26 protein-coding genes are annotated in these 26,725 nt (G+C 57.3%); 8 read left to right on the forward strand and 18 right to left on the reverse strand.

The window, feature by feature from the left end; all coding sequences use genetic code 11:
* Nucleotides 1-42: 42 nt before the first annotated feature.
* The 4 genes from adh to JXR15_RS16350 form a co-directional block, all read right to left on the reverse strand.
* Nucleotides 43-1,566: an aldehyde dehydrogenase gene (adh, locus tag JXR15_RS16335; protein WP_422054263.1), complete on the reverse strand. Its 1,524-nt coding sequence runs from the start codon at nt 1,564-1,566 to the stop codon at nt 43-45.
* 128 nt (nt 1,567-1,694) lie between these two features.
* Nucleotides 1,695-2,651 (reverse strand): GAF domain-containing protein, encoded by a 957-nt coding sequence (locus JXR15_RS16340; protein WP_422054264.1) that lies wholly within the window; start codon nt 2,649-2,651, stop codon nt 1,695-1,697.
* Between the two features lie 192 nt (nt 2,652-2,843).
* Complete coding sequence (locus tag JXR15_RS16345) at nt 2,844-4,358, reverse strand: aldehyde dehydrogenase (NADP(+)) (RefSeq protein WP_422054265.1); 1,515 nt, start codon at nt 4,356-4,358, stop codon at nt 2,844-2,846.
* Nucleotides 4,359-4,449: 91 nt separating this feature from the next.
* Nucleotides 4,450-5,127, reverse strand: a complete 678-nt coding sequence (locus JXR15_RS16350; RefSeq protein WP_422054266.1) for a GntR family transcriptional regulator — start codon at nt 5,125-5,127, stop codon at nt 4,450-4,452.
* A 157-nt stretch (nt 5,128-5,284) separates the two neighbouring features.
* Here JXR15_RS16350 and JXR15_RS16355 point away from each other — a divergent pair, with 157 nt between their 5' ends.
* Nucleotides 5,285-6,298, forward strand: a complete 1,014-nt coding sequence (locus JXR15_RS16355) for an Ldh family oxidoreductase (protein ID WP_422054267.1) — start codon at nt 5,285-5,287, stop codon at nt 6,296-6,298.
* 17 nt (nt 6,299-6,315) lie between these two features.
* On the opposite strand, the gene JXR15_RS16360 is transcribed toward JXR15_RS16355, so the two are convergent.
* The 9 genes from JXR15_RS16360 to JXR15_RS16400 form a co-directional block, all read right to left on the reverse strand.
* On the reverse strand, nt 6,316-7,341 hold the full coding sequence (locus JXR15_RS16360) for a trans-3-hydroxy-L-proline dehydratase (protein ID WP_422054268.1): 1,026 nt from the start codon (nt 7,339-7,341) through the stop codon (nt 6,316-6,318).
* 11 nt (nt 7,342-7,352) lie between these two features.
* Complete coding sequence (locus tag JXR15_RS16365) at nt 7,353-8,456, reverse strand: cis-3-hydroxy-L-proline dehydratase (protein ID WP_422054269.1); 1,104 nt, start codon at nt 8,454-8,456, stop codon at nt 7,353-7,355.
* Between the two features lie 13 nt (nt 8,457-8,469).
* Entirely contained in the window at nt 8,470-9,708 is a 1,239-nt protein-coding gene (locus tag JXR15_RS16370; protein ID WP_422054270.1) for an NAD(P)/FAD-dependent oxidoreductase, read from the reverse strand.
* Nucleotides 9,709-9,774: 66 nt separating this feature from the next.
* Complete coding sequence (locus JXR15_RS16375; RefSeq protein ID WP_422054271.1) at nt 9,775-10,707, reverse strand: proline racemase family protein; 933 nt, start codon at nt 10,705-10,707, stop codon at nt 9,775-9,777.
* The gene (locus tag JXR15_RS16380; RefSeq protein WP_422054272.1) at nt 10,698-11,657 is read right to left on the reverse strand and encodes a dihydrodipicolinate synthase family protein; all 960 of its coding nucleotides are present in this window, start codon (nt 11,655-11,657) and stop codon (nt 10,698-10,700) included. The genes JXR15_RS16375 and JXR15_RS16380 overlap by 10 nt, the downstream gene beginning before the upstream one ends.
* A gap of 31 nt (nt 11,658-11,688) precedes the next feature.
* Complete coding sequence (locus JXR15_RS16385) at nt 11,689-12,411, reverse strand: amino acid ABC transporter ATP-binding protein (RefSeq protein ID WP_422054273.1); 723 nt, start codon at nt 12,409-12,411, stop codon at nt 11,689-11,691.
* The gene (locus JXR15_RS16390; protein WP_422054274.1) at nt 12,408-13,070 is read right to left on the reverse strand and encodes an amino acid ABC transporter permease; all 663 of its coding nucleotides are present in this window, start codon (nt 13,068-13,070) and stop codon (nt 12,408-12,410) included. The genes JXR15_RS16385 and JXR15_RS16390 overlap by 4 nt, the downstream gene beginning before the upstream one ends.
* 10 nt (nt 13,071-13,080) lie before the next feature.
* A complete protein-coding gene (locus tag JXR15_RS16395; RefSeq protein WP_422054275.1) occupies nt 13,081-13,743 on the reverse strand; it encodes an amino acid ABC transporter permease in 663 nt (220 codons plus the stop codon).
* A 66-nt stretch (nt 13,744-13,809) separates the two neighbouring features.
* Nucleotides 13,810-14,610, reverse strand: a complete 801-nt coding sequence (locus JXR15_RS16400) for a transporter substrate-binding domain-containing protein (RefSeq protein ID WP_422054276.1) — start codon at nt 14,608-14,610, stop codon at nt 13,810-13,812.
* 361 nt (nt 14,611-14,971) lie between these two features.
* On the opposite strand from JXR15_RS16400, the gene JXR15_RS16405 reads away from it, so the two are divergent.
* On the forward strand, nt 14,972-16,066 hold the full coding sequence (locus tag JXR15_RS16405; RefSeq protein ID WP_422054277.1) for a M24 family metallopeptidase: 1,095 nt from the start codon (nt 14,972-14,974) through the stop codon (nt 16,064-16,066).
* A 24-nt stretch (nt 16,067-16,090) separates the two neighbouring features.
* On the opposite strand, the gene JXR15_RS16410 is transcribed toward JXR15_RS16405, so the two are convergent.
* Nucleotides 16,091-16,993 (reverse strand): TIGR01459 family HAD-type hydrolase, encoded by a 903-nt coding sequence (locus JXR15_RS16410; protein WP_422054278.1) that lies wholly within the window; start codon nt 16,991-16,993, stop codon nt 16,091-16,093.
* A gap of 53 nt (nt 16,994-17,046) precedes the next feature.
* Complete coding sequence (locus JXR15_RS16415) at nt 17,047-17,265, reverse strand: PhnE/PtxC family ABC transporter permease (RefSeq protein ID WP_422054279.1); 219 nt, start codon at nt 17,263-17,265, stop codon at nt 17,047-17,049.
* A 221-nt stretch (nt 17,266-17,486) separates the two neighbouring features.
* Here JXR15_RS16415 and JXR15_RS16420 point away from each other — a divergent pair, with 221 nt between their 5' ends.
* Complete coding sequence (locus JXR15_RS16420; RefSeq protein WP_422054280.1) at nt 17,487-17,678, forward strand: hypothetical protein; 192 nt, start codon at nt 17,487-17,489, stop codon at nt 17,676-17,678.
* Between the two features lie 483 nt (nt 17,679-18,161).
* Here JXR15_RS16420 and JXR15_RS16425 read toward each other — a convergent pair whose 3' ends face one another.
* The 3 genes from JXR15_RS16425 to JXR15_RS16435 form a co-directional block, all read right to left on the reverse strand.
* Nucleotides 18,162-19,025 carry a calcium-binding protein gene (locus JXR15_RS16425; protein WP_422054281.1) on the reverse strand — a complete coding sequence of 288 codons (864 nt, stop codon included), beginning with the start codon at nt 19,023-19,025 and terminating at the stop codon, nt 18,162-18,164.
* 765 nt (nt 19,026-19,790) lie between these two features.
* Complete coding sequence (locus JXR15_RS16430) at nt 19,791-20,207, reverse strand: putative quinol monooxygenase (RefSeq protein ID WP_422054282.1); 417 nt, start codon at nt 20,205-20,207, stop codon at nt 19,791-19,793.
* 11 nt (nt 20,208-20,218) lie between these two features.
* On the reverse strand, nt 20,219-21,853 hold the full coding sequence (locus JXR15_RS16435) for an amidohydrolase (protein WP_422054283.1): 1,635 nt from the start codon (nt 21,851-21,853) through the stop codon (nt 20,219-20,221).
* Nucleotides 21,854-22,071: 218 nt separating this feature from the next.
* Here JXR15_RS16435 and JXR15_RS16440 point away from each other — a divergent pair, with 218 nt between their 5' ends.
* The 5 genes from JXR15_RS16440 to JXR15_RS16460 all read left to right on the forward strand — a co-directional run bounded on the left by JXR15_RS16440 (nt 22,072) and on the right by JXR15_RS16460 (nt 25,827).
* Nucleotides 22,072-22,989 carry a helix-turn-helix domain-containing protein gene (locus tag JXR15_RS16440; protein WP_422054284.1) on the forward strand — a complete coding sequence of 306 codons (918 nt, stop codon included), beginning with the start codon at nt 22,072-22,074 and terminating at the stop codon, nt 22,987-22,989.
* 276 nt (nt 22,990-23,265) lie between these two features.
* The gene (locus JXR15_RS16445; RefSeq protein WP_158500690.1) at nt 23,266-23,439 is read left to right on the forward strand and encodes a hypothetical protein; all 174 of its coding nucleotides are present in this window, start codon (nt 23,266-23,268) and stop codon (nt 23,437-23,439) included.
* Nucleotides 23,432-23,626: a hypothetical protein gene (locus tag JXR15_RS16450; RefSeq protein WP_412555275.1), complete on the forward strand. Its 195-nt coding sequence runs from the start codon at nt 23,432-23,434 to the stop codon at nt 23,624-23,626. The genes JXR15_RS16445 and JXR15_RS16450 overlap by 8 nt, the downstream gene beginning before the upstream one ends.
* 34 nt (nt 23,627-23,660) lie before the next feature.
* Nucleotides 23,661-24,965, forward strand: coding sequence for a DUF6538 domain-containing protein (locus JXR15_RS16455; RefSeq protein WP_422054285.1), 1,305 nt, complete (start codon nt 23,661-23,663; stop codon nt 24,963-24,965).
* Nucleotides 24,966-25,464: 499 nt separating this feature from the next.
* A complete protein-coding gene (locus tag JXR15_RS16460) occupies nt 25,465-25,827 on the forward strand; it encodes a thermonuclease family protein (protein WP_422054294.1) in 363 nt (120 codons plus the stop codon).
* Nucleotides 25,828-26,725: the final 898 nt, after the last annotated feature.

Raw genomic sequence — 26,725 nt, forward strand, 5'->3', positions numbered from 1 at the left:
ACAGCTGCGGCGGGGGAAGTTTCCTCACGGGGTAGGATAATCCTAGAAGAAACCCAACTTGTTTGGGTTGTAGCTCATCAGGATGTTCTTGGTCTGCTGGTAGTGGTCCAGCATCATCTTGTGGTTTTCGCGGCCAATACCGGACTGCTTGTACCCGCCAAATGCAGCGTGGGCTGGGTAGGCGTGGTAATTGTTCACCCAAACACGGCCAGCCTCAATCGCGCGGCCAAAGCGGTAGCAGGTGTTGGCGTCACGCGACCAGACACCTGCGCCGAGGCCGTACATGGTGTCATTGGCAATCTCGAGCGCTTCTTCTTCGGTTTTGAAGGTGGTCACGGAGACAACCGGGCCAAAGATTTCTTCCTGGAAGACGCGCATCTTGTTGTGGCCCTTCAGGATGGTTGGCTGAATGTAGTTGCCACCCGCCAGTTCACCGTTGAATTTGGCCGCTGCGCCACCGGTCAGAACTTCGGCACCTTCTTCCACACCGATGGTCAGGTAAGAGAGGATTTTCTCTTGCTGTTCCACAGAGGCCTGTGCGCCAACCATGGTTTCAGGGTTACGTGGGTCACCCTGTTTGATGGCCTGAACGCGGGCGATGGCACGTTTGATGAACTCTTCGTAGATGTCTTCCTGGATCAGGGCACGGGACGGGCAGGTGCAGACTTCGCCTTGGTTGAAGGCAAATAGCACAAAGCCTTCGACCGCTTTGTCTAGGAAGGCGTCATCTTTGGCCATGACATCAGAGAAGAAGATGTTTGGCGATTTGCCGCCCAGTTCCAGCGTGACCGGGATCAGGTTGTCGGTGGCCGCTTCCATGATCTTTTTGCCGGTGGCGGTGGAGCCGGTGAAGGCGATCTTTGCGATACGCTTGGAGCTTGCCAGTGGGGCACCCACTTCGGCACCGTAGCCGTTTACGATGTTCAGAACACCAGCTGGCAGGAACTCGGACATGATTTCCGCAAGGATCATGATTGCGGCTGGGGTTTGCTCAGCTGGTTTCAGCACGATGCAGTTACCTGCGGCCAGAGCAGGGGCCAGTTTCCAAGCGGCCATCAGGATGGAGAAGTTCCATGGGATGATCTGACCAACAACGCCCAGAGGCTCGTGGAAGTGATACGCCACGGTGTCCGCGTCAATCTCGGACATGTTGCCTTCCTGACCACGCAGCACGCCTGCGAAGTAGCGGAAGTGGTCAGCGGAAAGCGGAATGTCAGCCGCCATGGTTTCGCGGATTGGCTTACCGTTGTCCCAGGTCTCTGCTTGCGCGAGGCGCTCAAGGTTTGCGTCAATGGCGTCAGCCACTTTCAACAGCAGGTTGGAGCGCTCAGCCGCGGAGGTTTTTCCCCAAGCGTCTTTGGCGGCGTGCGCGGCGTCCAGCGCTTTTTCGATGTCGGCGGCGTCGGAACGGGCAACTTCGCAGACTTTCTCGCCGGTGATCGGGGTGACGTTGTCAAAGTAGCGGCCGTTGACCGGTGCAACAAATTCGCCGCCGATGAAATTGTCGTAGCGATCTGCAAAAGGCGAGACGTAGGTGCCAGTCTCGGTGTGGGTCATGTCGTTCATAGTGGTCCTCCTCTAGGTCCGATCTCCTCCGATCGGATTGCAGGGAGGATGGCGTGTGCGGAGGCGCGCGTCAGGGAGGGGGCAAACGGTTGTGCAAACGAGGTGTCTCAGGGGTGAGACACATGGGGTCACGTTTCGTTAAGGCCGAGGCGTTTCATGCGGCGATAGAGCGTGGCGCGGCCAATGCCGAGTTGGCGCGCGGCCTGGCTGATGTTGCCGTCTGCGCGGGCGATGGCGCGAACTACGGCGGCGCGCTCGGCTTTTTCAAATCCGGTGGGGCCGTCTTCTCGCCCCAAGATGTCTGCGGCTGGGCGCGGCGTCAGCGCGGCGCTGCTTTCCATGCCAAAGACGCGGCGGGCCTCGCGGGTGGCGCCCACCACCAGATCATCGCTGTCGATGGCAAGCAGGGTGGCTGCCTCGGCGTCTTCACTTTCAGCGACCACAATGCGGGCGGTAGGGTAAGTGGCGCGGAAGTGGGCTTCCTCGATGGCACGGGCGGTTTGGGCGACCTGTGCAGCGATCAAACGGTTGAAGGCTTCTGTTTGGTCGGCGCGGGCGGAAGAAACGTCAAGCGCTGCGACAATGGAACCATCGCTGCCGTAGATAGGCGCGTCGATGCAGCTCATGCCGGTGTTGCAGGCAAAGAAGTGTTCGTCGCGGTGGATGATCAAGCGGCGGCCTTCGGTGAGGCAGGTGCCAATGCCATTGGTGCCTTCCTGTGCTTCGCTCCAGTCGGCACCATTGCACAGGCCCCAGTGATCAAAAGTAGGGGCGTCCGCGTCGCTGAGCCGTTGATCCAGGATCACACCTTTGGCGTCTGACAGAAACACACCGCAGCCGGATTGGCCAACAAGGGCATAAAGCGCGTCCAGACGTGGCGCGGCGACGGTCATAAATGTGTCGAGAGATGTGCGGCGGTGTTTGAGGCAGTCTTGGGTGACGCGGGCGACGTCGCGTTTTGAGGCAGGGTCCAACCCGTGTTTATGGGCAGAGCGGTGCCAGCTTGCGGCGAGGCGGGAATGTGCGGCAGCAGAGGGAGAAAAAGCAGCGTCCAGAACGCGGTCAACATGGGAAATGGGGCGCATGAGCGTCGCTCCGAATAGGTACTAAACTGAGGGTTGGCTTTAATTGGCTGCGGGTCTTGACGGGAAGCTACTAGAAAGCGGGCAAAAGGCAACTGCGACCAAAGACGCGGGCCTCTATAAGAAAACGGCGACATCCTGGTGAGATGCCGCCGATGGGGAGGTGTCTTTGGGATAGGCCCGGTTGGCCGGGCCTTAGGTTTGTGTGGTTGGATCCAGCGCTGCGGGCAGGTTTTGGTAGCACACCGGACGCAGGAAGCGGCGGATGGATAGAGTACCTACAGAGGTGGCACCGAAGTTGGTGGAAGCCGGGTATGGGCCGCCGTGTACCATGGTGTCGCTGACTTCAACGCCGGTTGGGAAACCGTTGGCCAGAATACGGCCAGCCTTACGTTCCAGAATGGGCAGCAGGCTTTGCGCGGCTTCGGTGTCTGCGTCGTCCATGTGCAGGGTGCAGGTGAGCTGTCCCTGAAGCTGTTTGGCGACGGCACGCATCTCTTCGAGGTTTTCCGCAACCAGTATCACGCCAAGCGGACCAAAGACTTCCTCGCCAAGGACCTCATTGGCGAGCCAGTTCTGTGCGGTGGTTTGGTAGAGATAAGGCGTGGCACCGCGAAGGTCGCAGCTGGTTTTCAGAAGTTCCTGCACACCGGTGGTCTCGGCCACAAGCGTTTGACCTTTGCGGTAGGCAGCGGCGATGCCGTCGGTGAGCATGGTTTGCTCTGGCTGATCAGTGAGTGCGGCGGTGGCTTCTTGTGCGAAGGTTTCAGCATCTTTGCCAGCCAGAACGACGGCGATGCCGGGGTTGGTGCAGAATTGGCCCGCACCCATGGTCAGGGAGCCTGCCCAGCCAGTTGCCAGATCCGCATGGCGATTGGCCAGCGCGGTCTCAAAGATGAACATCGGGTTCACGGAGCCCAACTCGCCAAAGAAGGGGATTGGTTCCGGGCGGGCGGCGCATTGGTCAAACAGGGCACGGCCACCGGCGAGGGAGCCGGTGAAGCCCACCGCTTTGATCAGCGGGTGTTGCACCAAAGCTGAGCCAACAGCGCGGTTGCCACCCTGGATCAGGCTGAAGACGCCGGGATGAATGCCGCAAGATTTGATTGCCGCGTGGATAGCTTCGGCGATGATTTCGCCGGTGCCGGGGTGGGCGGAGTGTCCTTTGACTACAACGGGGCAGCCTGCGGCCAATGCGGCGGCGGTGTCGCCACCTGCAGTGGAGAAGGCCAGCGGGAAGTTGGAAGCGCCGAACACTGCCACGGGGCCGATCGGACGCTGCATCATTTTGAGCTCAGGGCGTGGCATGGGGGCGCGGTCCGGCAGGGCGGGATCGTGGCGCAGGTCGAGGTAGTCGTCTTTGAGGATGTGCTCGGCAAACAGGCGCAATTGACCGGTGGTGCGGCCACGCTCACCTTGCAGGCGGGCTTCGGGCAGGCCGGTTTCCTGCGTGCCAATTTGCGTGATCGCTTCGGCACGGGCTTCGATTTCATCCGCGATGGCGTTCAGGAAAGCGGCGCGATCGGCGCGGGAGGAGTAGCCAAAGCTCCAGAACGCGTCTTCTGCCGCTTGCACAGCGGCGTCGACGTTGTCGACGGTGCCGACGGAGAAATCATGCGCTGGGCCATGCGCAGGCTCGGAGGGGAATTTGGTATCGCCAGACACCCAGGTGCCAGCAATGAGGTGGTTGCCGTGAGGGACAAAAGTCATGTGGGACTCGCTGTTTGAAAAATTCAGTTGTGGATATTGTATCCAATTTGATTGAGCGTGCAAGTCCGTTCCGACAAAAAACGGCTTCGTCTCAGGTTTCGATGGCGCGTTTGGCTTCGATCAGCTCGAGCAGCTCGGTTTTTGTGCGTTCGATGTGTGCTGCCAGGAGCTCGCAGGCGGCGTCAGTGTTACGCTCACGCGCCAGTTTGAGCAGATTGCGGTGCTCTTCCTTGGCCGGCTCGCGCTGTTCCATCACACTCAGATGCAGGCGCACATAGCGGTCAGATTGGATGTTGATACGGTCGAGAATATCTTTGGTCAGGCTACGTCCAGCGGATGCATAAAGTGCGCTGTGGTACTCGTGGTTCAACGTGCCCCATCGCGCCACATCGTCCTCGTCATACGAAGTTTCCATTTGCTGTAAGATGTTCTCACACTTGTCAAAGTCGGCAAGCGACATCTGTGGAATAGCGCGGCGGAAGAGGTCGGTTTCGATCAGAATGCGCAGGTCAAAAATTTCACCGATCTCAGCAATTGAGTGCTTGGTGACCGTGCCGCCCCGGTTGTTGGCCCATTGGATCAGACCTTCGGCATTAAGGCGCTTGAGCGCCTCACGGATCGGCATGCGGGAGACGTCGTATTCTTCAGCCAAGGCTTCCTGACGGATCGGCTCGCCTTCAGACATGTCGCCGCTGAGGATACGCTCGCGCAGATCGTTGGCGATCATCTCAGGCAGACTCTGTTTGGTAACCGCGCGCTTTCCAGCCATGCCGTATCCCTCGTTCTAAGGTGTGTTTTGGATACAACTACCGGCTGGATGCTGATTTTCCAACAAGATTTGCAGGCGGATTGTGGATTTGCGACTTGAGAATGGAGGTCAGTCTATTGTATCCAATATCCACGCAGTCAAATTTGGAGACATTGGTATGACGGAATTGGTTCAGTTGCCGCTGGACGAGGTGCGTGCGCTTTCGGCACAGACACTGTCAGACGTGGGCTATGGCCCGCGCCATGCCGCGGCGATTTCCGAGATGCTTTATCAGTGCCAGCGTGACGATTGTCAGTCTCACGGGTTGTTTCGCCTGTTCATGTGTCATCAGACGATGAAGGCAGGGAAGATCGACGGGCATGCCTTGCCACATATTGATCCGTCGGATGGCGCCATTGTGCGGGTGGATGCGCGGGATGCGATGTCCATTCTGGCCGTGAACGAGGCAATGCCCTTGTTGATCGAGAAGGCCCGCAAGTTTGGCATGGCGGCCATGGCGGTGAACAACTGTTTTCACTTTTCCGCCCTTTGGCCAGAGGTCGAACTTTTGTCCGAAGAAGGGCTGGCTGGGCTGTCGATGGTGCCGAGCCACTCCTGGGTCGCGCCTGCGGGTGGCAAACGTGGGACATTGGGGACCAATCCACTGGCGTTTTCCTGGCCGCGTATGGGCAACCCATTTACGTTCGATTTTGCCACCAGCGGGTTTGCGCGGGGGGAGATTGAGCTGTACCTGCGGGCTGGCAAGCCGTTGCCAGAAGGTGTGGCGGTGGATGCGGACGGCAAACCGACAACCGACCCGCAAGCGGCGTTGGATGGCGCGATGTTGACATTTGGTGGCTATAAAGGCTCTGCACTGTCAATCATGATTGAGCTGATGGCAGGGCCGTTGATTGATGATCTGACCAGTGCGGAAAGCATGGCGTTTGCCGAAGGGCAGGGCGGCGCGCCGTATCATGGGCAGATTATTCTTGCGTTTGACCCGTATCGCCTGAGCGGTAGGCGTGTGGCGGAAAATGATGCGCGGGCGGAGCGGTTGTTTGCGGATATTCTGGATCAGGGCGCGCGTTTGCCGTCACAACGGCGGTTTGAAGCGCGGGCGCGTAATACCGCGCGCGGATATGTTGAGGTGCCAAAGGCGCTTCTGGAGGATTTGAAGAAACTGGGCGGCTAAGGCCCGCCCAGCCTGTTTCAAGCGCCCCAGGTGTCGCTGAGACGGTAGCCTGTGGGCCAGGGATCGTCCGGGTCCAACATGTGTTGATGGATGCCGGTCACCCAGCCACGGCCGGAGATTTCCGGCACGATTGCGGGGCGGTCGCCCACGGTTGTGCTTTCTACGATGCGACCAGAGAAGCGGGAACCAATGATGGACACCGCTTCGAAGGTTTCATTGGGTTTCATCTGTCCTTTGGCAGCCATGAGCGCCATGCGGGCTGACACGGCCGTACCCGTGGGGGAGCGATCCACTTTGCCCGGTTGGATCGCGACGGCGGATTTGCCCGTGAGGCTGGTCTCTGTGCGAGAGAGGGGACCGCAGAACGCGCAGAAAGAGATGTGGTCCCAATCCGGATTTTCCGGATGAGTGAAACCAAGCTGGTCATTGGCGGCATTGGTGATGGCGACGCCCAGGCGTGCGATGTCTTTGGCTTCATGTTCCACAATGTCAAAGCCGAGCGCCGCCGCGTCGACAACCACAAAACTGTCGCCGCCGTAGGCCGTGTCCACCGTGATCGTGCCGTGTCCCGGCACCTCAAGCTGCACGCCAATTTTGTCAGCAAAGCTGGGCAGGTTTTGCACAAAGATGCGCTGTGCCTTGCCGTCTTTGCATTCGGCGCGGACTTTTACCAAACCGCCGGGGGCCTCCAGTGTCATATGGGTTTCTGGTTCCTGCATCGGGATGATGCCGCCGTCCAGAAGCACGGTGGACACGCAAATCGAGTTGGAACCGGACATCGGGGGCGTGTCTTCGGGCTCCATAATGATCCAGGCGGCGTCGGCCTCCGGATGTTTGGGCGGCACCAGTAGGTTCACGTGGCGGAAGACACCGCCACGAGGTTCGTTCAATACAAAATTCCGCAGGGTTTGGTCTTTGGCTATGAAGCTGCGTTGCTCCCAAATGGTGTCGCCCGGTGGCGGGGTCACACCACCGACAATCACGTCACCCACTTCGCCTTCGGCATGGGCGGAGATCACGTGTATGGTTTTGCTGCTGCGCATTATCTGGTCCTTCAGCGATATGTGGCGACGGGCTCGCCGAGAGCGTCAAACACAGGTGTGATGCCAAGGCCGCGCGTGTCCGGTGCGGTCATGCGGCCATTTTTGCGCTTCGGTGCGCCCTCGGCGATGGTGACTGTGCCGTAAGAGTTGAAGTCTGTCGCGGAGAAAGTGAATTCTGCAGGCGTCGATCGGGCCAAATGAGCAATGGCTGCGGTGGTGATGTCGCCGCCCCAGGTGTCCTCAATCGTCATAGGGATGCCATGCGCGACGCAGAGGTCCCGCATCTGCCGGGCTTTAGTCAGACCGCCAACCTTGGAGATTTTGAGGTTGATGGCGTCCATAGCGTCCTCCGCGATGCCTTTCACAAGGGTGTTGGGCGTGTCTATGACCTCGTCCATCACAAAGGGCAGAGAGGTGCGGCGGCGGATTGAGACGCTTTCCTCATAGGTCAGGCAGGGCTGTTCAATGTAAACGTCGAGATCGGACACGGCGTTCACAACCCGGGCAGCTTCGTGGCGGGTCCAGCCGGTGTTGGCGTCGGCCACCAACTGATCGGATTTCTTCAGCACGGCGCGGGTGGCATGGATGCGGTCGATGTCGTCATTGGCGTCGCCGCCCACTTTGAGTTGGAATTTGGTATAGCCCTCGGCGGCGTAGCCTTCGATTTTCTTGGCCATGATGTCCGGGTCTTCCTGACTGATGGCGCGGTAGAGCACCACGTCGTCTTGTGCGGCGCCGCCCAGCAGGGTGTAGACCGGCAGCAGGGTGGCTTTGCCCAGCAAGTCCCAGCAGGCGATGTCGACAGGGGCCTTGGCGTAGGGGTGTCCGCGCAGGGCGGCGTCCATGGTGCGGTTGATCGCGCCGATGTTGAGCGGGTCCTGACCAATCAGGTGCGGGGCCAGCTCAGCAAGGCCGGCACGCACGCCCTTGGCAAAAGACGGCAGATAGGCAGAGCCAAGGGGGCAGCATTCGGCGTAGCCTTTGAGGCCTTCGTCCGTGAGGATTTCCAGCACGGTGCTGTCAAACACTTCGATGAAGTTGCCATTAGACCAGTTATAGCGGCCTTCTTTCAGAGGCAGGTCCACTTGGTAGACGTTGAATCCGGTGATTTTCATGAGCGCGTTCCTTTCAGAAACGGGTGGCCGCATAGGCGGTGAGAGGAATGGAGGGTGTGGCGTTGTCTACGAGGTCCGCGATGAGTTCGGCGGTGCCAGCGGATTGGGTTAGGCCGAGGTGGCCGTGGCCAAAGGCGTAGAGGATGTTGCTGCTGCGGGCAGAGGGGCCAATGACGGGCAGGCTGTCCGGCATGGACGGGCGGAAACCCATCCATTGTTTGCCATCAGATGTGTTCAGACTAGGCATAAACTTGGCCGCTTTGTGCAACAGCGTGTCGGCGCGTTTGTAGTTGGGTTTGCGTTTTAGGCCGCCCAGTTCCACAGCACCGCCGACGCGCACACCGCCGTTGATCTTGGTCACTACAAACCCGTGGCCACCAAAGGTCAGGTGGGTGCGCAGGGTGAAAGCACCAGCAGGGAGCGTGGTGTTGTAGCCGCGCTCGGTTTCCAGCGGGATCTTGTCGCCCACGGTTTGGGCGAGGTGGTGTGACCATGCTCCAGCAGCGACAACCACTTTGGATGCGGTGATGGGGCCGTTTTCAGTATGCACAACGGCGGTGCTTTCATGGCATTTCAGCGCGTGAATGTTTGCGGGGTCAATGCGTCCGCCGAGGCTGAGAAACGTGTCAGCGAGGTGCTGTGTCCAGGCTTGAGGATCGACTGTGTTCATCCAGCCGGGGGTGAACACCGCATGGGTGAACCTAGGATCGAGGCCGGGTTGGATCTCTGCGATGGCGTCCGGGCTTTCGAGCATTTGAAAGTCGATGCCGTGCGCGCGGCGCAGCTCCCAGCCGGGCAGGCTGGCGCGAAATTCTCTGTCGCCCTCATAGAGTTGCAACTGGCCTTCGCGTTGCATCATGTCTTCGCCGTTTGTGGCAGTGATTTGACGCTCCAGAGCAGCGCGGGAATGGGTCATCAACCGGGTTTGGGCATCCACCGCGGCGGTGTAGCGGTCTTGCCAGCTGGCACGCCAAAAGCGGAGCATCCAAGGGGCGATTTTCAGGGCGTAGGCCGGCGGGATCGACAGGGGGCCAAGTGGATCAAGTAGCCATTTGGGGGCTTTGCGCATGATGCCGGGGGTCGCCAAAGGCTCGATGTCGGTGAAGGCAAAGGCGCCAGCATTGCCGCTGGAGGCTTCGGTTGCGATGCCTGCGCGATCCAACACGCGGACCTGATGGCCGCGGCGTTGCAATTCCAGTGCGGTGGAGATGCCGATGATGCCGGCGCCAATGACGATGATGTCGTTTGTCATGCCTGTGACCTGTCGTGAGAGGGAGGAACCGGACAGGCATGGGGAGGGATGTCTGTCCGGAAGGCGCTAATGCGCGATGCCGTGTTTGAACGGGTCTTCGGTTTCAAACAGGATGGTGCTTTGCGCGGTGACAAAGGCCTGTCCTGTGATGGAGGGGATCACGCCGCCGTTGGCTCCGGTTTGGTAAGACAAGGTGTAGGGGCTGCCAATCACGCTGTGCTGCACGATCTTTTCCCCCGGTACCAAGCGGTTGTCCGCAGCCAAACAGGCCAGACGAGCGGAGCTGCCCGTGCCACACGGCGAGCGGTCATAGGTGTCGTCCGGGCAGAGCACGAAGTTGCGGCTGTGCACGCCTTTCTCCGGCGCTTCGCCTTGAAAGATCACGTGGTCGATTGGCTCTCCGTTCTCCCCGCCTGCACCGGCTGCGATGGCAGCTTCCCGAATGGCGATGCCCATGTCGGTTAGGGCGCGAATGTTGCCGATGTTCACAGGCAGCGGGCTGGGATCGAGAATGAAGAACCAGTTGCCGCCATAGGCCACGTCTCCGGTGACAGCGCCATAACCGGGCACATCCAATTGCACCCGTTTTTGTACGCGACGGCTTTCGACGTTACGCACGGTCACTGTGTTGGCGTCACTCAGCTCCACCTCCACTACACCTGCCGGGGTTTCGATGCGATGCACACCGGGGGTGATGCGGCCCAGATGGGCCAGAGTCACGGTGAGGCCAATTGTGCCATGGCCACACATGCCAAGCACGGCGCCCATGTCAAAATAGATCACACCGGCCACACAGGTGGGGTCCATCGGTTCCACCAGAAGCGCACCGACCATGGCGGGTTGGCCGCGCGGCTCGCGCATGACAGAGAGATAGAATTCCTCATGCTCGGTGGCGAGGCGCTGGGCGCGCTCCGCAAGGGAGCCGGTCCCCAGATCCGGCCCCCCGTCTAGGATCACCCGTGTGGGCTCTCCCCCTGTATGGCTGTCGATCACATGCATTCAGCGATGACTCCGCCTTGCTTGGACCAATCGGCAAACCACGTTTGGAACAGGCTGTATTGCTGCTCACAGTAGTTGCGCTGGGCATCGCTCAGAACGTCAGTTTCGTTGAAGTGAAGGCGGTATTCTTCCTCGCCGTTCAGGACCAGCAGGTATTTGTAGTAGAGAACCAAATCGGTGCCTTCATCAAAGCTCGCCAGAACGCCGAAGGCTTCTTCGAGTTCTTGCGCGCGTTTGCGGGCTTCGGCGTGACCGGCGGCAGCTTTTTGAGACAGAGCAGCCAGCAACAGCGCTTCTTTGGGCAGGGCGGTGCCGATGCCGGTGATCGAGCCGGTGGCACCGCAGTTGACAAAGCCATGGTACACTTCGGTGTCCACGCCCACCATCAGGGTGACCTGATCGTCTTGCGAAGTGATGTGCTCTGCGGCGTAACGCAGATCATCTTTTCCGCCGAACTCTTTGAAGCCAATCAAGTTTTTGTGCTCTGCGCGCAGAGCAAAGAACAGGTCGGCCTTGGTGGCGAAACCGTAAACTGGGCTGTTGTAGATGATGGCAGGTACGTCTGGCGCGGCCTCAAGGATGGCTTTGAAGTGGTTCTTCTGTGCCGCCATGGAGGAGCCACGGGACAACACGCGCGGGATGACCATCAGGCCAACGGCGCCAACTTTTTGCGCGTGGGCGGCATGGGCAACAGCGGATTTTGAGTTGATGGCGCCGGTTCCAACAACCACCGGGATTCCAGCTTCAACCAGACGTTCCACGCCGGTCATACGCTCTGCGTCAGTCAGCAGGGGCCAGTCGCCCATGGAGCCACAATAGACAACAGCGGACATGCCTGCTGCGATCATGTCGTGGCCTTTTTTGACAAGCGCGTCGTAGTCCGGCGTGCGGTCAGCTTTGCACGGGGTCATGAGGGCGGGCATGGTGCCGGAGAAGATGTTTTTGGTCATAGCTTGAGCCTTTTTGGTCTTGCGTGCAGGGTTAGCGCACGTTGGCGAGGAATTTTTGGGTGTGTTCTGATTGCGGGGTGCCGAAGATCTGCTCCGGTGGGCCGATCTCTTCCATGACGCCCTGATGGAAGAAGGCGACGCGGTCGCTCACGTCGCGGGCAAAACCCATTTCGTGGGTGACGCAGATCATGGTCATGCCTTCTTCGGCCAGCATGCGCATGGTTTCGAGCACCTCGCCCACCAGCTCCGGGTCAAGCGCGGAGGTGGCCTCATCAAAGAGCATGTATTCGGGCTCCATCGCGAGGGCGCGGGCGATGGCCAGACGTTGCTGTTGCCCGCCGGAGAGCGCTGACGGATAGACGTCGAGCTTTTCGCCCAGGCCCACGTGCTTGAGCTGTTGCGCGGCAATCTCGCGGGCGTCGGCCTTGGATTTGCCTTTCACAATCTTGGGCGCGAGGGCGACGTTTTCCAACGCGGTCAGGTGTGGGAAGCTGTTCCATTGTTGAAACACCATGCCCAACTGCTGGCGCAGTTTGTTGATGTCGGTGCCCTTGGCGTGCACATCGGTGCCGTCGACCACCACTTTGCCCTGCTGCACCGGTTCCAAACCGTTGATGCAGTAGAGCAGGGTGGATTTGCCCGAACCCGATGCGCCGATGACGGAGAGTACTTCGCCTTTCTCGACGTTCAGGTTGATGCCTTTGAGCACGTGCAGAGAGCCAAAGTATTTGTGCAGGTCATGAATTTCGATCATTGGGCCCACTTTCTTTCAAGCGACGCGGCGTAGCGCGAAATTGGGTAGCTGAGCGCGAAGTAAAAGGCGCCAGCAATTGTGAGGATGAGGAAGGGTTCCTGTGTCCGGGTGATCAGGATCTGGCTGGCTTTGAGCAGCTCGACGTATCCAAGCACCGAGACCAGCGCGCTGTCTTTCATCACGCCAAGCGCGACACCAACCCAAGCCGGGAATACGGCGCGGCCACCGATGGGCAGCACCACGTAGCGCAAGTCTTGCCAGTAACTCATGCCCAGGCTGCGCGCTGCGCGGCGCATGGGCGGTTCCACCGCTTCAATCCCGCCACGGGCGACATTGGCCACAAGGGAGGCGGTGTAGATCGTGAGGATTACCACGCCGGAGGCGAAGGGATCGAGGTTGAGGCCAACGATCGGTGCGAAGTTATAAAACAGCACCAGTTGGATGATCAGAGGCACGGAGCGGAAGACGTCCAAAATCGGGGCAACAGTCAGGGCGGCGGCCCATTTGCCTTCGTACAAGATCCAGCCAAAGATCACGCCCAGCACGGTGCCGATGGAGATCGACAGGATCGAAATCCACATGGTGCGCAGGGCGGCTTCACCGAGAAACAGGAGGTCTTTGGGAGCAAAGCCGCTGAAAAAGCTAATAGTCGGTTCCATTGGGCGCTCCTCAATACCGGAAGAGCCGGGTCGCCAAGAGGCGGGAGGCTCCGAGGATGAGTTTCACGATCACGTAGTAGATGACCGCGGTGACGGCGAAGTATTCGAAGATCCGGAAGGTGCGGGAGGCAAAGAACTGTGTCTCACCGGAGAGTTCGCGAAAGCCTACCAACATGCCGAGTGAGGACATGAGCACGGCCCAGACCATCTGATTGGTGATCGGGTGATAGACAATGCGAAACACCTGGGGGATTACGATGCGGGTGTAGGCCTGCCATGCGTTCATGCCGAGGCTGCGCGAGGCGCGGATTTGGGTGTCTGGAATAGCTTGAAATCCGCCACGGAAGTTTTCCGCAAGATAGCCCGCGCAGTTGAAAGTCAGGCCCATCAACACAATCATGTAAGGCGACAGGTGCAGGCCAAAGGAGCCAAGACCAAAGCCAAAGAAGAAGAGTTGAAACAGGGCGGGGGTGTTGCGGGCCAGTTCGACCCAGGTGGAGGCCAGCCACAAGAGTGGACCTCGCATGTGCAGGCGGATCAAAGCGAGGCAGAGGCCGATGACGATGCCAAGGATCATGGCCAGCACTGCCACCTGCAACGTCAGCAACGCCGCCTCGAGCAGGTCAGGCAGGCTTTTCATCACCGGTCGCCAATGGAAGTTGTAATCAAACATGAGGAGTGTTCCCGTGGCCCCTGTCCAGATTTGGCAGGACAGGGGCGGGTTTTAGGGAGTGGTGGATCAGTACATCACGCCGGGGATACGCAGCTCAGGAGCTTCGCCGCCGACATATTTGCCCCACAGTTCGCTGTAGCGACCCGAGCGCACTTGGTGCGTCACAAAGAGGTTGAGGTAGTTCAGCCAGGTTACGTCTTCGCGTTTGCCCACAACGGACGTGTAGTCGGTGGTCCAAGGCATGCGTGGGCCAGCAACAATGGTGTCGTACTGTTGTGTGATTGGCAGAACAGCGGTGTTGGTGGTGATGCCGATGTCGGCTTTGCCTTGTGCCACAGCCAGGAAGACTTCGTTTTCGGACTGATAGCCTTGATAGTTGCCTTCTTCGCCCCATTCCGCAGCGATTTTCAGCCATTCTTGCTCCGGCACGGTGCCGATGGCAGCGGCGACGCGTTTGCCACGGATGTCGTCAAAGCTTTCGATACCGCTGTCCGCGTTCACCACGCCTTGGGCGTAGTAGATTGCGTAAGGGATGGTGAAGCCGACGGTGCGGGCGCGGGCGAGGCTGTCAGAGGTTGCGCCAAAAACAACGTCGGCGCGGCCGGTGACGATCACTGGCAGACGCTCTGCCCAGGTGACCGGCAGCACTTCGGCTTCCACTTCCAACGCTGCGGCGAGGTCGTTGCAGTAGTCGACGTCAAAGCCGGCAGGTTCATTGTTGGCATCACGGTAGCCGATTGGCGGGAAATCGAGCACCACGCCACAGCTCAGAGTGCCGCGATCAACGACGTCATCAAGAGTATCCGCTTTGGCCGGGATGGCGGCGAAGGTGGTGAGTGCCGCGATGGCAGCGAGTTTTTTAAGCATAGGGTCCTCCCAAAAGTTGGTGGACCGAGTGCTAGGGCAAATTGGATACAAAATCCAATATAAAATTTACAAGAGAGCGAATGAAGCGCGATAGATTGGAAAGAGGTTGGGTTTAAGCTTTTGAAAAGGATAAATATTTTATTGGTGGTGTGGGCTGAAGTTTTCACGTCTTGGGGAACCATGGACGTCCGTGAAGAGGGGGAGAAGTGGACCAAACCCGCAGTTAGAAGCTGCGTGCTGAGCGATTCCTTGGACCGTCGCGTCGGCTTGCTTATGGTGATTGTGCCTGGTGACGATATGGGGATATTGTATCCAAAAAATTCACGCATGGCGTTGAAACGAGAGTTTTCAGGAGATCAAAATGTCGAACCTGTCCGAATACCGCCAAGTGGCGCGGAATCTGAATGTGGATGCTGTGGCGCTGGTGCCGGGGCCCAATTTCACCCGTGCCTTTGGCAAGCCCTTCATGAGCCATGAACGCCCGTTTCTGGCGGTGATCCCTGCGGAGGGTTTGCCAGCGGCGATTGTCCCGAACTTGGAATTGGGCAGCTGGGCGTTGGTGGATTTTGATGGCGCAGTGTTTGATTGGCGCGATCAGGATGGGTATGATGCAGCCTTTGCCGCGTTGGCCGAGCACCTCAAGATTGGCTCTCTGGCCGTGGAAGGCCAGGTGATGCGGGTGTTTGTGCAGGTGGCATTGACCAAGGCACAGCCGGATTTGCGCGTTGTGGACGGCGAGAAAGAGATTTCTTGGCTGCGGGTGATCAAAACCGCAGCAGATGTGGCGGCGCTGCAATCCGCAATAGATGTGTCTGAGCGGGCATTAAGCCGGGTGCTGGACGGTGTCCGGATTGGGCAGACCGAGAAGCAGATCGAGAGCGCCCTGATCCAAGCTCTGTTTGCTGAAGGGGCAGATGATCTGGCGTTTTCGCCGATTGTTGTGGCGGGCGACAACACCGCGCGGCCACATGGTAAGGCGCGGGCCGACTACGCGGTGCAGGAAGGCGACGCGCTGTTGTTTGACTTTGGCGCGCGCAAAGATGGCTTTGCGGCGGATATCACGCGCACCGTGTTTGTTGGCGACGTGAGCGAAGAGGGACGGGCGGTTTACGAGACCGTCCTGGCTGCCAACTTGCGGGGTTTTGAGGTGACCAAGCCGGGTGTCACGGCACACGAGATTGATGATGCTGTTACAGGTGTGTTGGAGGCCTCGCCCTTTGCGGATCGCATTCGCACCAAAACTGGCCACGGATTGGGGCGCGAGGTGCACGAGGCGCCTTACATCATGCGCGGCAACCACGAGGTGATGTGCGAAGGCATGGTATGGACGAATGAGCCGGGGCTGTATGATCTTGGCAACTTTGGCGTGCGGATTGAGGACGATATGCTGGTCACGGCCGATGGTGTGCGGGCGTTGACGTCGTTTCCCAAGGAGTTGTTGATTGTGGGGCGCTGAGATGCGCCCCAATACTGTATCGCTTTAGGTGGTCGCGACAATCCAATCCGGTTGAATGCCGGACTTTTGGATGTAGGGCATAACGTCGAAGCCTTTGAACAGGCCGTGATCGGTGATCAGGATGGTGCCGATGCCCGCTGCGGCACCACCAAGCACGTCGGTGTGTAGCGTGTCGCCGACCATGGCGATGCGGTGGCGAGGGATGCCGTCCAGACGTGCCAGAGCGGTGTCAAAGGCGTTGCCGTAAGGTTTTCCATAAAACGCAGCATCTGTGCCGGTCTGCGCGAGGATGTCGTGGGCGATCATGCCGGGCTCTATGCTCAGACCGTCTTCACGCGGGGCGACAAGGTCAGGATTGGCAATCACCAGCGGGCGTGGATTGGCTTTGAGGGCTTGGCGCAAGGCCGCTGTGTCCGTGTCCCTCCAGCGTGCTGTGGAGAGGAACAGGAAGCCGCCGGCGGTGTCAATGAGATCGGGGGCGGCGATGAGGTCTTCGACGGTGGCTTGGTTTGGGGCGTCGCTGAAGTCATCGCCCTCCGCGGAGATAGCTGCCCAGACTTTATCGTCTGACAGTTTGGGTAAATTGGCGAAAGCCACATCACGGCTGGAGACGACTTCGTCAGCGGTGAAGTCAAATCCTAGACGGTGGTATTTGGCGAGGATTTCCACGCGGGTGTAGCTGGCGGCGTTGGTCAGTACGATCAGCCGTTTGCCTGCGGCGCGCAGGTCCGCCATGCGCTCAACGGCACCTCCGATGGCGGTTTCGCCACGGTTTAGGACGCCAAAGGCATCGAGGATATAGGCGTCATAATTCGCGGCTGTGTCGCTGAGGTCGCGGCAGTTTAGCGAGGCGGCGGGAAAGGTTGCGGAAGGCAGCGCGTCGCGCAGGCTTTCGTAGCGGGCAAACGCCGTTTGCGTGTCGATCATAAGTTGGGTCCGGAAAGAAAAGGCGGCCGAGGGTGTCGGCCGCCGTTGTAAGCTCAGAGGATTTTCTTGCGCAAGTAAGAAGAGACCCCTTCGCCAAACACCACCAGCGCGAGGATGGTGAGCAACACCATGGAGACCTCTGGCCAGTTGAAGGTGTCAATTGCGCCTTGCAGGATCATACCTAGGCCGCCTGCGCCGACAATGCCTACAACGGCAGAGGCGCGCAGGTTGCTGTCGAGTTGGCAGATACCAAGGCCCACAGGGCGGAGCATGATTTGCGGGAAGACTGCGTAGGCCAAGGTGGCGGATTTGATTGCCGGGTCGGGATGCCGGAAACAGTCGCTTTATCCCTTGAGATGCCCAAAGCCCCAATTTATGCGCTTTTGGGCCCTGGGCTGTTGCAAAGTGCTGCGCTGGATCTCTGCTTCAACGCGCTACCGAGCCTTTTTACTCTCGGCGCTCCGGCAATGGCAGTACCGGGGGAGGCTTGTCCATGGTGGACGGGTTTGTGCACCAGTCCGAAGGGGCGCTGGAAATTTCCAGCCAAACAATTGGAACTGCCAGAGGTACGAAAGTCGCCATGTGGTTCCCGCCACTTGGGGAGGACAATGCTGCGGGAATAAAAGGGCCACCGCTTGGGCGGGCGTTGGTGGTCGATGACAATCCCAAACACCCAAACACCTAAACACCTAAGTGCGATCGTCAGAGATTTGGCGGGCTTGGGATCTGATGTCTTGACCGCTGATTGTTATTCTGCGGGTCTTGAGAGTCTCGAGACGCAATCGAACCTGGCCCTTGTGATGAGTGATCTGAGTTTGGACAGCGGGCGATCCGGATGGGACATATTGCACTTTGGCCCACAGCGGTTTCCGGCGTGTACATTGCGGCTGATGTCGAGCGTGACATGCGGGGGCGAGCGGGACGTTCCCCATATGTCCAACCTGTGTTTTTGCTAAAACCCGTGAGTATAGATCGGCCGAGAGACGTTTTGGCTGAGCGGGTGCGATGACGGGCAACTGATCAGGTGGGGCCAATGTTTGTTCAGGTGGGGCCGCATGGCCGCGTGCAAAAAAGTGGCCCCCAACACTTCAGGGCCACTTCAATATCCTGTTCCAGAGCGGATATGATACCCGCGGTCAGCTCCATAAGGGCTATTAGCCAAGGGCTATTAGCCAAGGGCGATGCCAAGGTCCTCAAAATGGTCCTGAACATCAGCGAGGCTGACACCCTCAAAGGTGATCGTGTCATTTGAGCCAATGTTAAGAACCGCGTTGCCGTTAACTTCGGTCACCAGGTCCAAGCCAAATGACGCCGCAAAAGCCAGATTGTTCTCCAGCCAGGTTTGCGAGTCCTGACCGCCAATGATCAAGTCATCAATACCAAGCTCGAAGTCGGTGATGACGACGTCGGAACTTTTCTTGTGGGTCTGATAGACAAATTCAAAGGTATCTGCACCGTGCCCGCCGGTCAGAATATGGTCCCCGCCTTTTTTGAGGCGCGCCACAATGAGGTCGTCGCCAATGCCGCCATCGGCAGTTGACGTGTGATCACCGGTGTTGACCGTATCATTGCCGGTGCCACCGGACAGTGTATTGAAGCCCTTTGTTCCAAAAATGAAGTCGTCGCCGGATCCGCCATTAATTGTGTCGTTGCCGTGATCGCCTGCGAGGTAGTCATTGCCCCCGGCGCCATTCAGGAGATCGTTGCCTGCTCCGCCAAAAACATCGTCGTTGCCATTGCCAGCATTGACGATGTCGTTGCCGGAGCCCCCTAGAATGTGGTCTTCACCGCGGCCGCCAAAGATGACGTCGTTTCCACTGCCGCCATTGATTGTATCATTGCCACGATCGCCACTGAGTGTGTCGTTGCCCGCATCACCGGAGATCTCCGCGGGCGTGAACCCTGTCACTGTGATGACATCGTCGCCATCGCCGCCAGAGATTTGAAAGCCTGTATAGGCGCCAGGGTAGGTGAATTCGTTGACCAAAAGGGTGTCAGCCAAATGGGTTCCATCAATGATCAATGTTGGCATTTTGGGATCTCCTCAAATGCGAAAAAGCTTAAAGAGCAATGAGATTTGGTTGTGTATCTAAAACCGGTAGCAAAGTTTTGATCAGAAGTCGCCTAAAGTTTGCCACATTTTGTTGATGAGACAGTAAGTTTCCCAAGCGGAAACACAATGGATGCAGCGTCGCCGTGTATGTTCGGTGCCGCGGTTTGCAAGGAATCTCTGTTCGACGATGTTCGGATTAGTGGCTGGGGTGGTAGGAAGCCTTGCGTCTCGATGAAACGCATCGGCTTTCCCGAACCAACTCAAAAACTGGGGCACTTATTGGGGCACTTTTGCCTGTCCGCGTCCCGATCTCTTGGCCCGTCCTGAAACCACGGGGGCGGCAAGCATTCAGCGACGGACATCGCCAATAACTCCATCTCGTGAAGCTGACCATCCGCCTCAGCAATCTCTCTCAGCAGCGCCACGACCCGCTCACGAACCTTCTTATGGTTGCAGTCCTTGCTCTGTCTGAAGCGTCTGAGGCCCTCGGTAAGCTCCTGGAGGGTCAGTTGGTCGAGGCGGTCTAGGAAGAGAGACAGGGCGGCATTGCGCAGGAAGCAGACTTTGCAAAGTCTCGCTATCGACTCATACCGGTCATTGACGACATAGTTAAATGCTGCATTGCAACTTCACCAGACCGGACTTTCGCTGCGGCAGCATAATCTGAAATAGTCCGAACAGTCACAACTCGGACAAAGCTGCCATGCGTAGGGGCATCTACCGCACTTGGTTACTTAATAGCCCTCACTGCCCCCGAGCGAAACTTGCAATGGGTTGACCAATTTCACTACCAATGGCTTCAAACGCCGCTTGGTGATCCGCTGTTAGCTCGGACAAAGTAACGATTGTCTCAAACGATGCCAGCGAAGTCAGTTCTTCGAGAAACGGTGCAATAATCGCTTCGTGTCGCCCGTGGGCGGCGGTATCGACATACCGTTCATAGCCATAAACTCGATCCCCCGCACGGGCGAATTCGTAAATCAGCACCCCATCGTTTTCGGACGCGGCTGACACCATTCGCTTTGCCAGTGCGTCAAACGCTTCCTGATTGTTTTGCTGAACGGTCAGGATTGCGATGAATGCGACATCTGCTAATGCGATTGACGGGATCGCCACAGCAAAGGCTGCAGCGATCACTTTCTTAAGATGGGACCTCATCATGATACCCTCGCTCAAAGTCCCTCGCGATGCGTGAACTGCCCATTCATCACGGTGCCCAAGACTTTGATACCTGAAATGTTGCGCGGCTCGACACCCTCGATATCCTGATCCAGAACAACAAGATCGGCGTACTTCCCGACTTCAATTGTTCCGATCTTGTCCTCCATTGCCTGCTGCTGTGCAGGGTAAATCGTGATCGCCTTGAGCGCTTCGTGCAGCGATGCGGGCTTACGCGAAAGCGGGAATGGCTTGGATTCATCGTTAAAAGGATCTCGCAGCGTCATCGCGATTTCAACATTGAGCAGAGGGCCAATAAGATCGATGGGCGCGGAGGGCACATCCGAGGAAATAGACACGTTGTGCCCCAAAGCCATAAGCGACGAGTAGCGCGCAAAGGTCGCTTCAACGCGGGCGCGCCCCAGCAGGTCAAGGGCGTTCACATCCTGCGCTTCCCAATCGACATGGAAAATTGGCGTCGTGTTGACCATGATCTCATTCTCGATCACCGTTTCGTGGTCTTTGTCTGAAACCCAGAAGTAGTGGTGCAGAAGGTTGTTGGGCACGTCATACCCAGCGCCCCGAGCGGTCATGATCGCATTTACGGTGTTACGCACGGTTTGAGACCCGTCAACATGGGTCCCAACTGGCAAACCCGCCCGATTGGCCTGAAGGTAAACCGATGTGATCATCGGGCCTTCAATTGCTGCAGCGCCACGGGTTCCATCAGTGTAAGGGTCCATCATCCAGGCGGTCTGGGAACTCCAGTTGCCTTCGGGGTGGATTTTAATGCCCCAGATTCGCAGCATGTCGCTGTCATACTTCTCACGCAGTTCTACGGTATGCGCGACAATGTCATCTGCCTTGGCTGTGGGATCCTTGAAGCCGGTCGCCACAAAAGTTCTCAGAGTGAGTTCGCCTGCCTTTTCCAACTCGTGAAGATGCGCCAGAGCGAGTTTTTCATCCTCAGTGCTCAGCGACAGGTCCGTCACAGTTGGCATCGCAATCAAAGGCACGTGAACAGCTGTCAATCCGGTCTTGACCGCCTGATCATAAAGCCGTTTCTGAATATCTGGGATAGAAGCGGCAGCATCCCATGCGCCGGCATTTCTAAATGCTGTCGCCCACTGGAACTCAATACCGATTCCTGTTTGTTTGCCTTCTGCATCGCGTTGCCAGAACATGACCCCAGGCACCTGATCGGGTTCATCAGGGTCGACCTTGCCAGCTTCAAAGGCTTTGGAGTTCATCCAGACATCGTGGATTGTGAAATCCAAGATAAACGCTGGGCGGTCAGAAACGACGGAGTCCAAATCTTCCTTGGTCGGCCAGCCGCCATATGAGACCTGATTGAAGCCGTAACCAAGGATCAGTTCCTCATCCGGGTTTTCGTCTGCATACTTCTTGATTGCTGCCAACGCTTCTTCAAGTGTTTCAATACCGAACAGGCTCACCCCGCGTGTTGTCCAGCCAGATGCAACAATATGGTCATGCCCGGATACAAAGCCCGGCAAAAGGGTGTCGCCACCCAGATCAAAAACCTCGGTATTGTCGCCAACCAGAGCAGCGGCGCCTGCTGCGTCCCCTACATAGGTGATCTCGTTACCGGTCACCGCAACGGCCTCGGCGGTTGGTGCATCATCGTTCATTGTAAGAACGCTGGCGTTCGTGAACACCATGTCTGCCGTTTGCGCAGTAAGGCCCGATGCACAAACCATCAGAACCGAAAGAGGTCGAATTACTTTAAACAAGGTTCTCTCCTATTTTGCTTGGTAAGAATCGTACATTCTGACTGCTGGCTTTGCTATCCGAATAGTGCGAGCTAACATTCAGGAATGTGCATCGGGGCACAACGGGAGAACAGAACTTGCACTACTCTGCAGGCACAGTAAATTCTTTGGAAAACTTGCCTTGTTACAACGGCGTTGAGGATTACGTTACGCCGCTTGGGAAAAGTGGCCCTATTTCGAGCTTTCAGTGTGTTACCAGCGGTGGGATTGGTTTATTTCAAGAGTCATTTTCGAGCCGGTTGCGATATCAAGAAGCTCAGACCGGCGACGCCATCTACTTCGGATTATTCCTGCCAGGTAGAGCAAGGGTCCGCTTTGAAAGCTTCTATCATGTTAAACCCTTTGTCGTTTGCTGGCAGGGCAATCCGCGCAGGGAATACGAGTACGTAGTCGAAAAAGGCACCAGACAATTCATTGTTGAAGTTCCGCGAAGTTTGGTTAATGCCCGAGACTGGCAACTCCCACTGCAGCCGTTTATGAGCTTTGAGCTTGGAATGGTCGATTTGTTTGTTTCGAGGGTTCAGCACTTCCTGGATCAGGCAAAACAAAGGCGTGTCAAACACGTTCCGGCGTTTGAAAACTTGGCAATGGAGCTCGTTGAATTGTTGTGCGGTGACGGCGTCTTTCAGGTATCGCGACCAAACTATGGAAAACGAACCAGCTCTCTTCACCGAAGGATTGTGACCGAAGTCGATTGCCTTTTCCACGTAGATTTGGACGGGATCAATTGGACTAGCAAAGACCTTTGCCGGGCTTTGGACGTACCCAAAAGGACGCTTTACGACGCATTCCAGGGCCAGTTAGGGATTGGCCCTCTGGAATTGCATCGACGAATGCGCCTGTTGCACCTGAGAAAGCTTCTCTTAAATGCGGATTCAGAACGCGGGGTTGTTACGAGACTAATGGGGCAGGCCGGGTTTTCTCATCTGGGAAGGACCTCGGTCGCCTACCGAAATATGTTCGGTGAATCCCCCACTGAAACACTGTTCAAATAGAAACGATTGGCGATTGGTGGGAACTTCGCTTCGGAGCTTTGTAATTTCTCTCAAAGCCCAAAGAGACAGCAAAACATCAACGGTCCAATGTCCGCTTTGTCCGCATAGCTGACATTGGACTGAACCGAAGCGAATGACTGTTATCCGCCCGAAGTGTAGATCCGACATGTCTGCTTCGGGCTGAGAGCCGTCATTCATCAAGAAGCCTACCTGCGGTAGCGATGAAACCGAGCCTCCTTGCGTATCTAAAATAGAAGCAACGTAAGGAGATTCATCATGAAATCGTTTCGCACCCTCGGCGATGCCGCCGGGGGTTTTCTTATGAGCGCACCGCCACGTTCCGTGTTGACCGCGATCCTCTGGCTTGGGGCTCGCACGCATCCTGCCGTGTCGATGATGCTGATCTTGGTCTTCCTAGCCGCCTGGATAAAGGGCGCTAGCGATGGCTGAGCTGACGCTCCATCCCGATGACATCGTAGTAATCCGCGCAAGCGAAGATTGGCCCGAACATCTGTTTCGGGTCGATTTCGTTTTTGACGACTGCGTGGGCGGCTACTCGATCACTGGACCACTGGCGGGGGAGTACGGCGAGCCGGACTTCGACCTCATTCTCAGGGTCCACCAACGCGGCACCTGACCGCTCTTTCCCAAAACAGAAAAGGAGGAGACACATGTCTGCTCATATCAAGTATGCGTACTTGAAGGGTCACACATGGCTCTACCGACGCAACTGGCCCAAGGACGTGGCGATGGTCCTTGGTCAGCAAGCCCTAAAGCAATCGCTGAAGACCAACTCAACTAACACCGCTCGCACAAGGGCCGCCGAGGTCAATCTTCGTTACGAGAAGACAGTCTCGGAGGTGCGGGATCGCTCCGAGGAGGCTCTGTCTGTGCCAGAGAACAGCGCTGGCTCTCTCGAGTGGGAAGCTGCATCGGGAACTGCTCTCGACTACCTACGGGCCACCCTGGAGCTGTCTGGGCAGCTGGATGAACGGTCGCGGTTCGAGCACCTGATACCACGGGAGAAGATCTCGATTCAGGATAAGGGCGCCGTCTATTTATCTAGGAGGTCCAATGAACTACGGCCCGGTGGGTTTAAATCGGTTCGCTATTCTGTTGGGCTGTTTCTCTCAAAGTATGGTGATCGGTCCCTGTGCAGTTTGACCAGAGCTGAGGGGCGCGAGTTCCTTGGTTTGGTGGCACAACTCTCCCCGGTCATTGGTAAGTCGGAGAGAACCAGAGGGCTCTCGCTGGATCAGTTGGTAGCTTTCTCCGCTCAAGGAACGGCTCGGATCACCACGCGCACTCAGAAGCGGATCTGGGCTCAGGTCAACGCCTTCATAGATTGGACGGTTTATGAGGGGCATCTTGAGCAGAATCCGTTCAAGACGGTCTTGTTCGATCAGAAGATAAAGCCGCAGCCTTATGCCGTTCCAACGGATGGGGAGGTGGTCCAACTTCTGACGACGAAGGATCCGGTGCTACGTCCCGTGATGCTGACCTGTCTGCTGACGGGGATGCGGGCTGGAGAAGCGATTGGTTTGCTCAGAGAGGATCTTATCTCGAAGGGAAATCTTGGCGGCTTCATCCATGTGCGACCAAATGAACTGCGCTTGCTTAAAACCGATGCGGCTGAACGGCAGGTCCCGATGCATCCGGTGCTGGATGAGATGTTTCGTTCACTTCCGAGCGAAGGCCCCCTGTTTCCTGAGACCAATGTCGAGCAGGTGACCAAACGGTTCGCCCGGTTGCGACAGGCTAAGAAATTGGATCGTCCTCGTCTGGTGTTTCACTCGACGCGCAAGTGGTTCATCACCCAATGCGAACGCACCGGTGTGCCGGAACACTTCACCGCTAGCATCGTTGGCCATAAGTCTGCCCGCTCGGAGAACGGGATCACCTACGGCATCTACAGCGCTGGAATCTCGGATGAGCAGAAGCGGGGTATCGTGGATCAGATCCGCCTGCCGACATGACCATTCCCGACATTGAGAGGGTTACAGGATGCCCTAAACTTAACCCCGGCTGGCTACGTGCTGGCCGGGGTCCACTTTTCTTTTTTTTTACAACTCGTAGCCGCACTTAGGGCACTTCTCTATCCACTTCGAAACGGCTCTCCCGCAGTTATGGCAGTGGGTATCGCCGTAAGAGCAAAGGTTCAGTGCGGTAGTGTTGAGCAAGTTCATGAATGATCCTCCCGTTGATGAACATGGGCGATCATCAGGAGAAACGCTAGCGAATGTCAGAGTATTTGAGGTTGGGTGGAAAACTGGCGGGTTTCCTCCAGCCGGATTTGGTTTCCGTGCTGAAGGAAGACATGAATTCTGGGCTCAGCGGTTGCGATTATGGCCCAACATCACATGCATTCGGCACCAATTCATAAATGAAGCCAGTGTATTACACATAGATCGAAGGAAACCACTTTTTTGAGGGAAAAAGATGTTTCGATTTACCGTCAGCTCCGTAGCAGCTCTCATGATAGCGTTTCCTGCCTACGCCGGTTCACTTCATATCCGCGACGCTGATACGATCGTAGTGGATGGCACGCCTGTCCGCCTGAACGGTGTGGACGCTCCTGAACTAAAAACAAGAGCAGGTCAGGACGCCAAACGGTGGCTAACCAATTATCTTCGCGGCAAAGCTATCTCCTGTGATTTGACCGGTGAGCGGACGTATGATCGCTGGGTCGGCATTTGCTACGCCGATGGCAAGGATATCGGGGCCTCTGTAATCGCAGCAGGGCAAGGGTTGGATTGCCCGCGTTACTCCAATGGCCGGTATGGTCATCTTGAAACTCCCGCTGCCAAGTCTCGGATAAGACGCGCGAGGTATTGCTAGTATGCGAAGGCTTTCCTTGGCTTTAGCTACAATGACGGCTTTGGGCGCGTGCGCCAATGAAGCCGCCATCGTCGGAACTGGGAATTTTCAGAAGACGGCTGCTCCGCGATTTAACTCTTCAGGTTCTGCCGGTAGTGAACACGATGACGTTGCCTTTGGGACAGACGGAATAAGCTATACACGGGCCGGGAGTTTCATGTTGGGATCCAATGGAGAGAGTATCTACCGTCTCTCGGATCGAACCATGATAGGCTCGGACGGGACGACATATTCGAGAGCAGGAAATACGACAATTCGATCTGATGGCGTCAGTTATCGACGCGTCGGGAACACGACATTGGGGTCAGACGGAACCACTTGCCATTCCTTCCGTCACACCGTCATTTGTTGAGGAAGCTAACAGAATGATTTGGGCATTTTTGATTGCAGCGTTGCTTTGGCTTCTGACAGGCAGCGAATTGCTAGCCGTTGTGACTTTGGTTGCGCTTATGTTGTTCGTACTTACGATCAGGCTACTTGCATGGGTTTTGGGGGCGAACTCAAGAAAATAGAAAGACACACAAAGCCGCCTCGACCAACTGACCCTCCAGGAGCTTACCGAGGGCCTCAGACGGTTCAGACAGAGCAAGGACTGCAACCATAAGAAGGTTCGTGAGCGGGTCGTGGCGCTGCTGAGAGAGATTGCTGAGGCGGATGGTCAGCTTCACGAGATGGAGTTATTGGCGATGTCCGTCGCTGAATGCTTGCCGCCCCCGTGGTTTCAGGACGGGCCAAGAGATCGGGACGCGGACAGGCAAAAGTGCCCCAATAAGTGCCCCAGTTTTTGAGTTGGTTCGGGAAAGCCGATGCGTTTCATCGAGACGCAAGGCTTCCTATCACCCCAGCCAACTTCATCGAA

Origin of the sequence: Shimia sp. (genome assembly GCF_049116215.1) — a bacterium.
Classification (GTDB): Bacteria; Pseudomonadota; Alphaproteobacteria; order Rhodobacterales; family Rhodobacteraceae; genus Shimia.